14 protein-coding genes and 1 tRNA gene are annotated in these 14,810 nt (G+C 72.2%); 9 read left to right on the top strand and 6 right to left on the bottom strand.

Annotation, left to right across the window (positions count from 1 at the left end; all coding sequences use genetic code 11):
• The first annotated feature begins 4 nt into the window (after nt 1-4).
• The 6 genes from ACZ6W9_RS32095 (at nt 5) to ACZ6W9_RS32120 (ending at nt 3,679) form a co-directional block, all read left to right on the top strand.
• Nucleotides 5-78, top strand: a tRNA-Pro gene (locus ACZ6W9_RS32095).
• A gap of 60 nt (nt 79-138) precedes the next feature.
• A complete protein-coding gene (locus ACZ6W9_RS32100) occupies nt 139-912 on the top strand; it encodes a group I intron-associated PD-(D/E)XK endonuclease (protein ID WP_389967379.1) in 774 nt (257 codons plus the stop codon).
• 181 nt (nt 913-1,093) lie between these two features.
• On the top strand, nt 1,094-1,555 hold the full coding sequence (locus tag ACZ6W9_RS32105) for a hypothetical protein (RefSeq protein ID WP_389967376.1): 462 nt from the start codon (nt 1,094-1,096) through the stop codon (nt 1,553-1,555).
• Between the two features lie 311 nt (nt 1,556-1,866).
• Nucleotides 1,867-2,649: a hypothetical protein gene (locus ACZ6W9_RS32110; protein ID WP_470121108.1), complete on the top strand. Its 783-nt coding sequence runs from the start codon at nt 1,867-1,869 to the stop codon at nt 2,647-2,649.
• Between the two features lie 5 nt (nt 2,650-2,654).
• Nucleotides 2,655-3,494, top strand: a complete 840-nt coding sequence (locus ACZ6W9_RS32115; RefSeq protein ID WP_389967370.1) for a hypothetical protein — start codon at nt 2,655-2,657, stop codon at nt 3,492-3,494.
• Nucleotides 3,495-3,496: 2 nt separating this feature from the next.
• Nucleotides 3,497-3,679, top strand: coding sequence for a hypothetical protein (locus ACZ6W9_RS32120; RefSeq protein ID WP_389967367.1), 183 nt, complete (start codon nt 3,497-3,499; stop codon nt 3,677-3,679).
• 83 nt (nt 3,680-3,762) lie between these two features.
• Here the strand turns inward: ACZ6W9_RS32120 and ACZ6W9_RS32125 are convergent, their stop codons facing one another.
• From ACZ6W9_RS32125 to ACZ6W9_RS32140, 4 genes are all read right to left on the bottom strand, one after another.
• Nucleotides 3,763-5,790, bottom strand: a complete 2,028-nt coding sequence (locus ACZ6W9_RS32125; RefSeq protein WP_470121111.1) for a hypothetical protein — start codon at nt 5,788-5,790, stop codon at nt 3,763-3,765.
• 325 nt (nt 5,791-6,115) lie between these two features.
• Nucleotides 6,116-7,426 (bottom strand): NAD(P)/FAD-dependent oxidoreductase, encoded by a 1,311-nt coding sequence (locus ACZ6W9_RS32130; RefSeq protein WP_389967361.1) that lies wholly within the window; start codon nt 7,424-7,426, stop codon nt 6,116-6,118.
• A 27-nt stretch (nt 7,427-7,453) separates the two neighbouring features.
• Complete coding sequence (locus ACZ6W9_RS32135; RefSeq protein ID WP_470121113.1) at nt 7,454-7,909, bottom strand: ATP-binding protein; 456 nt, start codon at nt 7,907-7,909, stop codon at nt 7,454-7,456.
• 120 nt (nt 7,910-8,029) lie between these two features.
• Nucleotides 8,030-8,806, bottom strand: coding sequence for a SigB/SigF/SigG family RNA polymerase sigma factor (locus tag ACZ6W9_RS32140; protein WP_362940061.1), 777 nt, complete (start codon nt 8,804-8,806; stop codon nt 8,030-8,032).
• A gap of 193 nt (nt 8,807-8,999) precedes the next feature.
• Between ACZ6W9_RS32140 and ACZ6W9_RS32145 the strand changes: the two genes are divergently transcribed.
• On the top strand, nt 9,000-9,371 hold the full coding sequence (locus ACZ6W9_RS32145; RefSeq protein ID WP_389967354.1) for an STAS domain-containing protein: 372 nt from the start codon (nt 9,000-9,002) through the stop codon (nt 9,369-9,371).
• Between the two features lie 30 nt (nt 9,372-9,401).
• Here the strand turns inward: ACZ6W9_RS32145 and ACZ6W9_RS32150 are convergent, their stop codons facing one another.
• Nucleotides 9,402-10,133: an ANTAR domain-containing response regulator gene (locus tag ACZ6W9_RS32150; RefSeq protein ID WP_470121116.1), complete on the bottom strand. Its 732-nt coding sequence runs from the start codon at nt 10,131-10,133 to the stop codon at nt 9,402-9,404.
• A 129-nt stretch (nt 10,134-10,262) separates the two neighbouring features.
• Between ACZ6W9_RS32150 and ACZ6W9_RS32155 the strand changes: the two genes are divergently transcribed.
• Nucleotides 10,263-12,122: a SpoIIE family protein phosphatase gene (locus ACZ6W9_RS32155; RefSeq protein WP_389967348.1), complete on the top strand. Its 1,860-nt coding sequence runs from the start codon at nt 10,263-10,265 to the stop codon at nt 12,120-12,122.
• Between the two features lie 242 nt (nt 12,123-12,364).
• Complete coding sequence (locus ACZ6W9_RS32160; protein WP_389967345.1) at nt 12,365-13,528, top strand: glycosyltransferase; 1,164 nt, start codon at nt 12,365-12,367, stop codon at nt 13,526-13,528.
• A 210-nt stretch (nt 13,529-13,738) separates the two neighbouring features.
• Here the strand turns inward: ACZ6W9_RS32160 and ACZ6W9_RS32165 are convergent, their stop codons facing one another.
• Nucleotides 13,739-14,806 carry a PucR family transcriptional regulator gene (locus ACZ6W9_RS32165; RefSeq protein WP_470121118.1) on the bottom strand — a complete coding sequence of 356 codons (1,068 nt, stop codon included), beginning with the start codon at nt 14,804-14,806 and terminating at the stop codon, nt 13,739-13,741.
• Nucleotides 14,807-14,810 lie beyond the last annotated feature (4 nt).

Consider the following 14,810-nt stretch of genomic DNA (forward strand, 5'->3'; position numbering starts at 1 on the left):
GCAACGGGGTATGGCCCAGCTTGGTAGGGCGCCTGACTGGGGGTCAGGAGGTCTTCGGTTCAAATCCGGATACCCCGACACACCGAATGAGGCCCGAGTCCTGGAGATCAGGACTCGGGCCTTTTATCGTCTCCGCCTGTGACGATCTCCCCTCTCGCCGCCCGCACGACGTGGACGGATGAAGAACTCCGCACCGCCGTAGCCCAGTCCCGATCATGGCGTGGGGTACTCCGTGCCATGGGCCGCAACGAGTCCTCGGCCGGCGTCGTGCGCGGCATGCAGCGTCGCGCCGAGGAACTGAGACTGGACACGAGCCACTTCACCGGTCAACGCCGATGGAGCGAGAAACAGTTACGGGCTGCGATCGACGAAGCGGAGTCGTGGGCCGACGTCATCAAGCACCTGGGATTGACCGACAACGGCGAGAACCGGACGGCGGTGCGTCGGCACGCCGCACGACTCGACCTTGACACCGCGCCTCTCAGCGAACGACTTCCCGACAGACCCTCCCAGGGCTTGGCCCAGCTCAGCAACCTGCGCAGGTCAGCCGAGCCGCTGGCGGTCGCCTGGTTCGAGTTGCGCGGTCATAGTACGGCCATCCCCAGCAACGCCCAGCCCTACGATTTCCTCGCCGAGATCGACGGGAGACTTCGCAGGGTCCAAGTCAAGTCGACCACCTACCGGGATCCCGGAAGCCGATCATGGATGGTTCGTGTCGGACGCAGAGTCCCCGGCCCGACAAAAAATGGACCACTGATGCCCTACACCTCCGAAGAGATCGACATGTTCTTCATCGTCGACGGTGACTTGGACCTCTATCTGATCCCGGTGGAGGCCACACGGGGCAGCATCGCCCTGAACCTCAAAAAATACGAGAAGTACAAGATGGGCACGGCCGCAGGACTGATGTAGCCCACACCCATGATCGGACGTGTGAACTCCAGACCGTCGTCAGGTGCGCTGCCGGGCTGCGCCATGCCCGGATGTCGGGCGCCCTCCGGCGAGACGTCATAACCTTGGCGCAGATCTGACGGACGTGCGCACACGACGGTGCCCGCCGTACATGTGCGAACGGGTGGGAAATGAGGAGCGGGTGGGACGCAAGGCGGTGATCGACCAGCGGGAGCTGCGGAGGCTGGTCGCGGAAGGGCTGTCCAACGCGGAGCTGGCCTCCCGGTTCGGGGTGAGCGAGTCCGGGATCCTGCAGGCCAAGCGGGCAGCGGGGCTGTCCAAGCCGATGCTCGACCACTCCCGCGCGATCCCGTGGAAGCTCGACCGCGCCCACGGCCAGTCCGGCCCGGCGACGAACCTGCGGAACCTGTCGTCGGTGGCGCAGGGACGGACGATCCCGGCGGAGAAGCTCAACACCGCGCTGCGCTGGGCGGACCGGCTGGTGGCGGGTGGACTGGACATCGCCTACGAGCCGGGGCGGGGGTTCACGGAGGTGCCCGCCGTACCGGGACGGTCGCTCGTCGAAGGGCTGCTGGCCGAGGTCCGCGCGACGATGGAACGACCGGAGGGACAGGAGGGGCCGGAGAGGCTGGAGGGCCGATAGCGGCACCGGAGACGGAGAGCCGTGGGCGGCGACGCACGGCGGGGAGGCACCGGTGACGGCCGGGAACCGGAGGACCGGACCGGGGACGGTCGGGAACCGGAGGACCGGTGACGCCGGAAGGACCGGGGATCGGGAGTGGCGAATCGGGAGGAAAGCCGCGGGGAGCCGGTGGAATCCTCGGGCCGGACAAAGCTTCCCCGGAACTTCGCACAAAGCTTCATAGACGGTGAGTCACGGACATCTCCGAGCGGTTTCGAGGTCTGCCCCGGGGGCAGCGCACGAGAACAACCGCTACACAACCGGAGGCAGGTATGTCCACCGTGATCTGGGTGGTCGTCATCGCGGTCGCGGTGGTGGCGATCATCGCAATCGGCTATCTCATGACACGGCAGCAGCGCCGGCGCCGGCTCCGGGACCGGTTCGGCCCCGAGTACGATCGCACCCTGCGCGAGCGTGACAGCCGCCAGGAGGCCGAGCAGGAGCTCCTCGCCCGCGAGCAGCGTTTCAGCTCCCTCGACATCCGGCCGCTCGACCCGGGCACGCGGGACTCCTACGCCAGGAAGTGGACGGAGGTCCAGGAGCGGTTCGTGGACGCCCCCGGGTTCGCGGTGACCGAGGCCGACCACCTGGTGACGTCCGTGATGGCTGAGCGGGGTTACCCGACCGACGACTTCGAGCAGCGGCTCTCGGACCTGTCGGTCGAGCACGGCCGCACCCTCGACCACTACCGGCAGGCCCACGAGATCAGCAACCGCGCGGCCCGCACCGAGGCGTCCACCGAGGAGCTGCGCCAGGCGATGGTGCACTACCGCGTCCTGTTCGAGGAGCTCCTCTCGACCGGGAGCCCCGACGGCGACCATGCGGTACGGCACACCGGAACGGACCGGACCGACACGGCCCTCGACGGCCGCACCGCGTCACGCACCGGGACGGACCGGGCCGACGCGACCCACGACGGCCGTCCCGCGTCACGCACCGGAGCGGACCGGACGGACATCACCCCCGACGGCCACACCGCGTCACACAGCGGAACGGACCGGACGGACATGGACGCCGACGGCCGGACCGACCGCCACGAGACCCGGGGACGGTGACCTGAATGAACGAGAAACTCGAACGGATCAAAGACCGGCTGGTCCACGGGACCGGCGAGACCCGGGAGGAGACGGCCCAGGAGGAGATCGCCCGGCACGGGACGGGGCGGCCCGTCGACGGCGCGTCCGCCCGGCCGGAGCCGGTGGACGCCTCCCCGGGCGGCGTGCTCCCCGGCGACCGGCTCGTCGCCGGCCGCCGTGAAGACCTCGCCCGCGACGGCCTGGCCGACGACGACACCGCCCCGACCGCGGTGATCACCGACCGGCCCGGTGACGCGCCCGCCTCCCGGGAGGCCGCCGACCGGCCCGGGGTTCCCGCCGGTGAGGCCGTACGGCACGGCCGGCCCGATGCCGCGCACGACGAGGCCGGCGCGCCCTCCCCGGTGCCCGCCGCGCACGGCGTACCCGATTCGGCAGGTTCAGCGGGTGCGGCGGGTGCGTCCCTTCCCGGGCACGGCACCCCCTCCCCCACTCCTCAGGGCGCCCCTTCCGCGCCCCGGAGTCCCTCCTCCGAGCGTGACGCCGGCCGCTCCCCCGCGCCCGGCACCGGCCACTCCCCCACCGGCGGCGGCCCGCTGTTCGAGCACGACGCCGACGAGATCCGGCGGCGCTGGCAGGAGGTCCAGGTCGGTTTCGTCGACGACCCGCGTGACTCGGTCACCCGAGCCGACGCCCTCCTGGAGGAGCTCGTCGGCTCGCTGCGGACCGCCCTGGAGCGCAGGACGTCCACGCTCAGGCAGCGGTGGGACGGCGACGAGCGCGACACCGAGGATCTCCGGACCGCGCTGCGCGACTACCGGGCGACGCTGGAGCAGCTGCTGAACCTGGCGTCCGGGACGAGGTGACCATGTTCGCGATCGCCGCGGCCGTCGTGTTCGTCCTCGGCCTGCTGCTCGACCTGGCCGACGGCCGGATCGCCGGGGTCGGCGGGCCGGCCTTCCTGGTGCTGGCGCTGCTCCTCCTCGCGCTGCACAAGGCGGATGTGGGGACGCCGGGGGAATGGGGCCAGGCCTGGCGCCGCCGGCACTGAGCGGGTCCCGCAGGGCCGCGGAAGGGGGGGCGCCGTCCGCACGGGACGGCGCCCCCTTCCTCCCGGCAGCAAGCATCACCTGATCACTGAGGCGACCCCTCGCCGAGCAGCCGGGCGGCCAGCACCCGCAGCTCGCGGTCCTCGGCGAACGCGCGCCAGCCCATCGGTGTGTGGTGGTGCAGCCGCTCCTCGTCGAGGATCTCGCGGCGAATCCAGCCCCCGTCGTATGAGACGGGCCGCCCCATCTCCGCCAAGTACCGCAGAGCCGTCCATCGTAGGGAGGTTCTCTCCTCGCGGGCCGACATCCACAACGTCCAGCGGACGGCGTCGTAGTCGCCGGTGAGGCGGAACAGCGCGTACGCGGCATCGACTCGGACCTCGGGGTCCCGGTGGTCGAGCAGGACCCGCAGATGAGCGGCTTCGGCTTCCCCGCCCAGCTCGGCCACGAAGGGCCAGAGCCGCGAGTGAGTGATCTCCTCGAAGGGCACATCGGCGGTTCCCGGCTCCCCGGTGATCCGCTGGCGGGCCCAGGGCAGGACCGCCCTGGCACGGAGCCGGTCCTGGTAGCCCTTGAACTCCCGCGGCCGCCGTATGAAGCGCTCGATCACCGGGACCGCCTCCGCGGCGGCCGGGCCGATCCGGCCGAGCGCCTCGGCCGCGGGCAACTGGGCGTCGGTGTCCAGCAGCGCGACCAGCTCGGGCACCGCGGGTGCGGCCACGCCACCCCACTCTGCGAGCACCTGTGTGTAGGTGACCGTCTCTCTCCTGCCCGCTTCGTCGGTGAGACGGGCGCGGATCACCGGCAGCAGGTCGTCCGCGAACTGGGGTACGGGGCCCAGCACATGGCGCAGCCGCGGCGGCCACCCGCTGTACCAGGAGCCGTCGTCCACGCCGGCATATCCGTCGTCGTCGGCCTCGATCCGTTCGACGAGTCGGGGCAGGCCGCGCCGGTCGCTCAGCCAGACCAGGCCCCACGCGGCGATGTCGGCGACGCACAACCGGTACAGGGGCCAGACCGGCCGGTCGTCTTCCAGCCGGGCGGCGAGGAGGTCGGCGCCGCCGTACACCGGCGCGTCGCCCGTGGGCGCGCGGCTCATCGCGGCCAGCACGTGGGTGGCGTAGGCCCGCACCTTGGCCACCTCGTCCGTGGTACGGCCGGCGAGGGCGGGCAGCAGCCGCTCCGCCGGGGAACGCCAGGTGCACAGAACCTCGGCGGCGGCGCGCACCGCGCCCTCCCGGTGGCCGGCGTCGCGATGCGTCATGAGCGAGAGGCACAGCTCGGTCCGGGCCGGCAGGTCCTCGCCCAGCAGCGCATCGGCCCGCAGGACCACCCGCGCCGCGATGTCGCCGACGAAGGCGGCGAGATCGACCCCGGGATTCTGCGGGAGCGCCCCGATCCACGGCACGTCCTGCCACACCCGCAGGTCGGCCTCGCCCAGGGCGTCCAGCAGCGTCGCCAGGTCCGCGCCGAGCCGCTGCCCCCGTACGACCCGCGACAAGACCACCGTGGCGGCCAGCCGGACCTGCGCGTCGGCGTCGGAGCACAGCCCGCGCAACCAGGCCAGACTGTCGATCAGGACGCCGACGGTGCAGCCGGGGGTGAGGAAACCGACGGCGATGACGGACGAGAGCCGCACGGCACGGTCCTGCTCCGCCGCCCAGCGCCGGCGCAGGGCGGGCGCGACCAGGTCGGCGAAGGTGACGGCGGCGGACAGCGGTTCCGTCAACGCCCTCCGCACCGCCGGATCCGGATCGTCCAGCAGCGCCAGCAGACGGGGCACCGCAGCGTCCCAGGCCGGGGCCCAGCCGGGATCGACGTCCTCGTGCACCGCGTGAACGGCATTGGTGGCGTGCTCCCCGACCAGTCGCAGGATGTCCGCCCGCACGGTCACCCGGATGTCCTCGGCCAGCGTCACCAGGAACGGCAACGCCGCCGAGGACGCCGAGTGCACCCCGTCCTCGCTGTTGAACAGCAGGAATTCGATCTGGCTGAACGCCTCCCCGGCCTCCTCGCCGGCGGCGATCGCCCGCAGCAGCGACGGCAGTTCCTCCGCCGCCGTGCCCGGGCTGGTGCTGAGCGTTTCCCAGTCGATGTCGTCGAGGCCCCGCATCATGCCTTCTTCGCTCCGCTCACGTAGTCAGACAGGCACCCGGATCAGCGCTCCGCTCAACGGCCATGCTCCCATTCCCGTGGAGAATGCCGGGCTGCGCGGAATCCACCGTGCGCGCAGATCGCGGCTCCGGCCCGTCAAAGAGCGCGGGATCGGGAACGCCGGCCACGCCCTCGGGAAAACGGATGACCGGTGAGGGGACCGGAACGCGAGAGTACGACCGGTTGGCGGGCCGCCTCGCCCGGGCCCAGCCGGACAGGCGGAAGTCCTCCGGTTCCATCACCGGGTGGAGGCGCCGATGTCCTGACGGCCCTCTTCCGGCGGCTCAGCGCGGGCCGGACCGGGCGGCCCGTTCGAACTCCTCACGCGGATGGCTCAGCGCGCCGAGCGAGACGATCTCCCGCCGGAACGGGATCGCGAGGGTCCAGTCGACCAGGACGCGGACCTTCTTGTTGAAGGTCGGCACCCGGCAGAGGTGGTAGGTCCGGTGCATGAACCAGGCGGGCAGCCCGTGCAGCTTGTGACCGTAGATCTGCGCGACCCCCTTGCCGAACCCCAGGCCGGCCACCGAGCCGGCGTAGGCGTGCCGGTAGGCCTTCAGCGGTCTGCCCCTGAGCGTGGCCACCACGTTGTCGGCCAGCGTGTGCGCCTGCCGTACGGCGTTCTGGGCGTTGGGGGCGCACATCTCCCCCGGCTTGGTGAGGTCGGGTACGGCGGCGCAGTCCCCGGCGGTGAAGACCTCGTCGTGGTCCTCGACGACCAGCTCCGCGCTCGCCCTGATCCTGCCCCGCTCGTCGAGCGGCAGGCCGCTGGACTGGTTGAGGGGGTTCGGCTTGACCCCCGCGGTCCAGACCAGGGTGTCGGAGTCGAGCTCGGTGCCGTCGCTGAGCACGATGTGGCCGCCCTCGGCGGACTTCATCAGCGTCTCCATCCGCGCGTCGATGCCGCGGGCGCGGAGCTCCTGCAGCGTCCAGAGCCCCATCTCGGGGCCGACCTCGGGCAGTATGCGCCCGGTGGCCTCCACCAGCATCCAGTGCATGTCGCCGCGCTGGATCGTCCGGTAGTAGCGGCAGGCGTACCGGGCCATGTCCTCCAGCTCGGCGAGCGCCTCGACGCCGGCGTATCCCCCGCCGACGAAGACGAAGGTCAGGGCCCTGTCGCGGATCTCGGGGTCGCTGGTCGACTCGGCCAGGTCGAGCTGGCCGAGGACGTGGTTGCGCAGGTGGATGGCCTCTTCCAGGCTTTTGAAGCCGATTCCGCACTCGGCGAGGCCGGGGATGGGCAGCAGCCGCGAGATCGACCCCGGCGCGTAGACGAGGATGTCGTACTCCATGACGCGGACCGGCCCGAGCTGGGGGCGGAGGTCGACGGCGCGGTTCACGGGGTCGACGCCGATCACCGTGCCGTTGGCGATCGCGCACCTGTCCAGGGCCCGGCGCAGGGAGACGACGACGTGACGCGGTTCGATGTTCCCGGCCGCCGCCTCCGGCAGGAAGGGCTGGTAGGTCATGTAGGAGTCGATGTCCAGGACCGCGATCCGGGCCTCGCCGCGACGAAGCTTGCGCTGCAGACGCAGGGCGGTGTTCAGGCCGACATATCCGCCGCCGACGATCAGAATGCGGGGAGCTTCAGTCATAAACCGGCTTGTACCCGGAAAAACCTCTCAAATCGGGAAGGTCATGGTAATGAACGTTCCCGCGACCCCTGTCCTGAACTGCATGTCCGAGCTGACCATCCGGGCCACCCACAGCCCCATGCCACTGGTGGCGTGCGGGCCGGGGGGCGTCTGACCGGGGGGCTCGGCGGGGAACCACCGGCCCTCGTCGTGGATCTCCACGACGAGGGCGCCACCGGTGGTCCATATCCTCAGCACGGCCTTGGCCGTGGTGTGGCCGTGGGTCACGGCGTTGGTGGCGACCTCGTTCACCGCCACCAGGAAGTCGGGCAGGTTCTCCTCGCGCATCCCGCCGCGCAGCGCGTGGGCGGCGGCGAAGTCGCGCACGTCGGGGAGGTCCGGCAGGCAGAAGGCGAGCTCGGCCGCGGGGACGTTGCCGGGGTGCGGCCGGGAACGGTCGTCCCCCGCCATGAAGCGAGCCGGACGAGCACCGTCCTCGTTCACGCGAGATCCGCCTCCCCTGTCCCAGCGCGCGATCGTCCTCAGCATCCGGGGATCATCCAGAAGCACCCTATGCCACACCACGCCGTCGCCGACTTGGGTGCCCGATGCGGACCGGTGTATTCAGCATTCCGCCACCAGTTCGGCGCGGAGCTGGTCGAGCACCTTCCGCAGGATACGGGAAACGTGCATCTGGGAGATACCGAACTCCGCCGCGATCTCGGCCTGGGTCATGTTACCGAAGAAGCGCAGAAGCAGGATGTTCTTCTCCCGGGCCGGCAGCTTGTCGATCAGCGGCTTGACGGCCTCGCGGTCCACGAGCGCGCCCATGGCGTCGTCCTCGTCGGGGATGACGTCGCCCAGCGCGGCCGCGTCGTCGTCGGAGCCGAGGGGGGCGTCGAGCGACAGGGCGCTGTAGGCGGCGGAGGCGTCCAGAGTCAGCAGGACGTCCTCTTCGGAGATCTTCATCTTGGCGGCCAGCTCGGCGACCGTCGGGGCGCGGCCGAGGTCCTGGCTGAGGTCGGCGACGAGCCGGTTCAGCTCGGCCCGGCGCTCCTGGTAGACGCGGGGGACCCGGATCGCCCAGGTGCGGTCGCGGAAGTGGCGCTTGACCTCACCGGTCATGGTGACCACGGCGTAGCCGCGGAAGGGGTGGCCGAGGGTGGCGTCGAAGCCGTTGATGGCCTTCATGAGCCCGACGTAGGCGGCCTGGAGGAGGTCCTCCATCGGCTCGCCGCGGTAGCGGTAGCGGCGGGCGATCTCCATGGCGAGCGGCCGGTGCATCTCGACGAGGCGCTCGCGCAGACGCTCGGCGCGGTACTCGGAGATCTCGGGGGCGGACATCTCGGCGAGGAGATCCTCGGCGGTCATGTCGGTGATTTCGAGGGCCTGAACAGACATCGCTGCTCCTTGGTATAACTGCCGGGCGAAGCCATCGGCGCGGAGCAGTATCCGGGCAGACGGCATCGCCTCGACCTGTCTTCGAGGCGAGGCCCTCTGCTGGACCTCGGTTCTAGTATTACCCCGATTCCGGGAGTATTGCTCGCTCGCAGGTAACAGTAAGGTTGCTAATCGAATGTCGAGGAGGACCTGAGTGACGGTGTCGGAGAACGGCGAGAGAGCGTCAGCCCTGACTCTGACGTCGGCGCTGGTCGACGGGGTCAACGTGATCCGGGTGACGGGCCTGCTGGACGCGACGACCAGGGACCAGTTCGCCGACTATTTGGCGGCCGAGTTCGGAGAGCACGGCCCGGACATGGCGCTGGACCTGGCGGGAGTGACCTTCATGGACTCCCGGGCGCTGGGCCTGATCGTCCACCACTGGCAGCTCAGCACCGGTGCGGGCGGGAAGTTCGCGCTCATCGGGGTGGAGTACGCCAAGACCAAGGTGATGTGGATCACCGGGCTGGCCCAGCGGCTGCCGCTCTACGACACGATCGACGACGCGCTCGCCGCCTTCGGCTGAGGCCGGGCGCGGCCGGAGCCGCGCCCGGCCTCAGCCGGCCTCCTCGGGGCTCTCCTCGCGGCGGTTACGCTGGTTGCGCTGGTGCTCGTCGACCAGCAGCCGGGCCAGGTCCACCACCTTCACCTGGTGGTGCTGGGAGACCCGGCGCAGCTCGTCGAAGGCCGCCTCGGCCGAGCACCCGCTGGACTTCATGATGATGCCCTTGGCCTGGTCGATGATCGCCCGGCCGGCCAGCGCCTCCTGCATCTGGGCGGCGTCGGTGCGGACCTCGTCGTAGTCCCACATGTTGGCCAGGGCCACGCTGACCTGCTCGGCGAGCATGTCGGCCAGCGGCGGGACGTTACGGGCCGCGAACGCCCCGGGCCGCACGCCGTACAGGCCGAGGACGAGGACGGCGCGCTCGACGGTGATCGGCAGGGCCAGGATCGAGCGGACCCCGAAACGGACCGCCATGCCGGTGTAGGCGGGCCACCGGGGGTCGCGCAGGACGTCCTGGACGATCACGTGGCGGCCGGTCGCGCGGGCCTCGGCGGAGGGCCCCTCCCCCAGGTCGCCCTCGCTGTCGACGAGCACGACGAGCTCACTGTGCGAGGCCGACACCACGAGGCGTTCCTGGCGCCACAGCTCGGCGGAACCGCCCGCGCAGCCGGGCACCCCGCCCGCCAGGGTCGCGGTCAGGCCTCGTAGCACGCTCTCGCTCGATGTCTCCTCGTTCACCCTGCCCAGGGCCGCGAGGTCTCGGGCGAGGACAGGTGTGACCATGTCCATGGCGCGAATTCCCTTCCCGATGTCGCTAACTTAACCACTATCCGACCGCGCATCGATTCGGCCCACCGGGTGGCGTACCGTCTACGACGAAACCCGCCTCACGGCCGCTGACGAGGACGAGCATTGACCGACGCCATTGGCCTTCAGGCCCTGGAGCACGCGCTGAACGCGCTCACGACCAGGGTCTCCTCCCTGCGTGAGGCGAGGTCCGCCTACCCCGCCGACCCCCGGTCCACACTCGACGCGGCGCTCGCCGAGCTCGACACCGCCGGGGAGCTGCTGGAGGCGTCCCTGCGCGAGCTGCGCAGGGCGCCCCGCCGCTCCGGGGAGCGGGAGAGCGGCTCGCAGCGCGAGCTGAAGCTGCTGCGGCAGGTGTTCCGCACCTTCCCGGTCCCCGTGGTGGTGCTGGACGGCTCCGGGGTGGTCCGGCGGATCAGCGCGGAGACCTCCCGGATGCTGGGCAGCCCCGCGGGTTACCTGATCGGCCGTTCCTTCCCGCTGTTCGTGGACGTCTCGCGGCGGGCGGCGTTCCGCTCGCACCTGACGGCGGTGCAGCGCGGAGCCGAGACCGCGACGTTCCAGACCCGGCTGGCCCACCAGGGCCGGGCGCACACGGTGCAGCTCGCGGTGACCCGGCTGGCGATGCCGGGTGAGCCGCAGGCGATGATCGCGATCGTGGTCCTGCCGCTGGAGACGCAGGTCTCCGGCGCGCCCGCCGGTCCGGTGGCCCGGTCGGACGCCTCGCTTATGCTGGCCGCCGCCCGCCGCCAGGAGCTGCTGGCCAGGATGACCCGTCTGCTGCTCGACGAGGAGAGCCTGCGCCAGCCGGTGACCGTCACCCGGGCCGCCCGGCTGCTGGCGGCCGAGGCCGCCGACTGGGTGATCGCCGACGTGGTCCGGGACGGCATGCCCCGGCGGGCCACCGTGCTCGGCCCGAGCGACAAGCCGGTGACCGAGCTGGTCCGCGTGGTCGAGGGGCTCAACCCGCTGACCGCGCCGGCCGTCGCCCACGTGCTCACCGGCGGGTCGGGCGTGGTCCACGAGATGCTGGAGGACGACACGCTGCTCGGGTCGGTCCCGGGCGGCCCGCCGCTGCTGCGGGTCATGGGCGCCGCCTCGGTGCTGATCGTGCCGATCCAGGGCGAGGCGGGCGCGCTGGGCGCGCTGACCCTGGTACGGCTGCGCGACCGCGAGCCGTTCACGCTGGCCGACCTCGGTCTGATGGAGGAGATCGGCGTCCACCTCGGGCTGGCGCTGCGGGCCCGACGCAACTTCCAGACGCGGTTCCAGGCCGCCGAGGCGCTGCGCACCAGCGTGGTCCCCCGCGCCCTGCCGGACATCCCGGGTTTCGAGGCCGCGGCGGTCTACCACGCGGGCTCCTCCTCGGTCGGCGCGGAGTTCTACGACGCCTTCCCGGTGCGCGACGGCTGGGGCTTCGCCCTGGGCGGCGCGGTGGGCAAGAGCGAGGAGGCCGCGCCGGTCACCGCCATGGTCCGCAACGGCCTGCGCGTGCTCAGCGTCTGGGAGTCCGAGCCGGCCGAGGCGCTGCGCAAGATGAACCAGGCGCTGACCGCGCAGAACAGCGGCATGTTCGTGATGGCGGCGGCCGGGTTCGTCCGGGGCCGCAAGATCAAACTTGCCAGCGCCGGGCACCACCCGGCCGCGCTGCTGCAGCCCGACGGCGGGGTGCGTTTCACCGCCGGCGGCGGGGTTCCGCTCGGTATCGACCCCGAGGCGGAGATGTTCGGCGAGGAGATCACCCTCACCAGGGGCCAGACCCTGGTCTTCTACTCCGACGGGCTGGTGGCCTCCCAGAACGAGCAGGGCGAGCCGTACGGCGAGGACCGCCTGGCCGACGTGCTGGCCCGGTCGACGGCACAGGCTCCGGCCACGGTGGTCAAGGCCATCGAGGACGACCGGAACGCCTTCTCCGGCGGGCGGGTCTGGGACGAGGTCGTCATTCTGGCCCTGCGCGCGGTGTGAGCCGCTCCCGCGGGCGGTCGTCCGCGGGAGCGGGCCTCCCCGGCGCGGATCCCGTCCCGGCCGGCGGATCGCCTGGTCAGGAAGCCTGGTGATCCGCCCACCGGCCCGTTCGCGGCAGGACGGGTTTGCCTTCGGCGGATAAAGGGGTATGGTTTTTCTCATACAGATGAGTGCCTAAGACGCAGGCACCCCTGAAGGAATCACAGGCTCCCCACGCCTATACGTCCTCCCAGAGGTGTGCCATGAATATTGCATTCGTCTCCTTCGACACCGCGTCTCCTTCTCAGAGCCGGTCGGACATCGCCGCGCAGCGTGAGCACCTTCTGTCCGTCGCCCGCGAGCTCGGCCGTGACCACAAGGTCACCGTCTACTCCCGCAAGACCTCCGAGGACGACCGGGACCGCGTCCGTGTCTCCCCCGGCGTCACCCTGGAGAACCTCTCCGCCGGGCCCGCCCACGACCTTCCCGAGGACGGCCTGCTGCCTCACCTGTCCGGCCTCGGCGAGCAGCTGACGCGCCGCTGGTGCCAGGAGCGCCCCGACGTCGTCCACGCCCGCTCCTGGATCGGCGGGCTGGCCGCCATCGCCGGCGCGGACGGCCTCGACGTGCCGCTCGTGCAGAGCTTCGGCGCCCGCCGCACCCGTGACGCCAAGAAGGTCCGCGTGCAGCGCGCGATCGCCCGCCGGGCCGCCGCGGTGGTCGCCGGCTGCGGCGACGAGGAGTCCGAGATGATCCGGCTGGGCGTGCCGCGCAACGCGATCTCGGTGATCCCCTGCGGCGTCGACGTCGAGCGCTTCCGCCGCCAGGGCCCGGCCGCGGCCCGCGCCAACCGGCCGCGCCTGCTGCACGTCGGCTCACTGGCCCCGGGCCAGGGCGCCCACACCGCGCTGCGCGCCCTGGAGGGCGTCCCGGAGGCCGAGCTGCTCATCGCGGGCGGTCCCGCCGCCGCGGAGCTGGAGCACGACGCCGAGGCGCACCGGCTGATGCTGCTGGCCAAGGAGCTGCGGCTGGAGGACCGCGTCACGTTCCTCGGGCACGTGCCGCACGCCTCGGTGGCCAAGCTGATGCGCAGCGCCGACGTGGTGCTGTCGCTGCCGCGCGAGGCGGCCGGCGGCGCGGTGGCGCTGGAGTCCATGGCGTGCGGGGTGCCGGTGATCGCCTCCTCGGTGGGCGCCCACCTCGACTCCGTCGTCGACGGCGTGACCGGCCTGCTGGTGCCGGCCGAGCGTCCGGCGCAGACGGCCCGGCTCGCCCGGGAGCTGCTCGCCGACCCCACCCGCCGCACCGCGCTCGGCTTCGCCGGCGCCGACCGGGCCCGCTCGCGCTACTCGTGGGAGCGGATCGCCCAGGAGTTCGCCCAGGTGTACGAGGGCCTGCTCGCCACGCGGCACGCGATGGCCGCCTAGTCCGCCGACGCCGCCGGCGGACGACCGCCGGGTCCCCTTCGGGGGACCCGAAATCCAGGGCCCTTCGGGGCCCTGTTTTTTTGCTCCGCGCCCCCGCCCGGCCGGTCCGCTCCGCATGCCGGTCCGGTCCGTACGGCGGTCCGGTCCGTACGGCGGTCCGGTCCGTACGGCGCCGCGGGGCTCCAGGCGGGGCTCCAGGCGGGGTGAGGCTCAGAGCAGGCGGGCCGCCTTGAGGGAGAGGTGGACCAGCAGCCGGTCCGCGCCGTCGTCGAGGTCGCGGCCGGTGAGCCGCCCGGCCTTGGCGAGCCGGTAGTAGAGCGTCTGGCGGTGCACGCCGAGCGCGGCCGCGGTCTGCTGGACGTGTCCCGCGCGGTCGAGGTACTCCTCCACCGTCCTGGCCACCTCCGGATCGCGGGCCAGCGCCACGGTCTCCTCGGCCAGCTCCCGCAGAGCCTCCCGGGGCAGGCGGGCGAGCGTCCGGTAGACCCCGAGGTCGGGCCAGGACGCGACGGGCGCGAGGCCCGGCACCCGGTCGGCCACCTTCAGCGCGCTGACGGCCTCCCGCCAGCTCCGCCACGCCTGGGCCGGCTCGCCGCGGGCGCCGCCGACCCCGGCGGCCGTGCCGTACATCGCCTGGACCCGCTGGGCGGTCTCCCGGGCCTGGCCGGCCGGGGCGAGGAGGGCGACCAGGGACTCGCCCTCGCCGATCACGCCGGGGTCGGCGAGCACGGTGCGCGGCAGAGCCCACAGCGCGGCCACCCGGTCCAGCGAGCCGCGGACGGCGATCGCCGCCACCGGGCCGGGCAGGTCGAGCCGGGACAGCGCCCAGGAGCGTTCCTCGGCGTCGGAGGAGAACAGCTCCCGCAGGTTCCCGCCGAGGTCCTGGCGGCGGCGGGCCTCCTGGGCGAGTATCGCGGCGGCCCGGGCCACCAGAGGCGCCACCGACGCGAGCGCGGCGTCGCCGAGCGTGCCGTCGTCGAGCAGCCACAGGTACCCGTAGGTGACGTCGTTGTGGCGCAGCGGCACGCACACCCGGCCGAGCACGCCCAGCGCGGCGTCGGCGGGGATGCGGACCGGGCCGCGCGCCGCGGCGATGCCGTACCCCTCGAAGTAGGCCCGCACCTCGGGGGTCGCGCGGCGGCGCAGGATCGACTCCTGGCGCACCTCGTCGATGTCGCCGCTCTGGGCGCCGTAGGCGAGGAGCTGGAAGGAGCGGTCCTCCAGCGTGGCCGAAGCGCCCAGCCGGGCGGCGATCTCGTCGATGGTCTCCTGCAGCACCGTT

The organism is Streptosporangium sp. NPDC053982 (genome assembly GCF_055585205.1).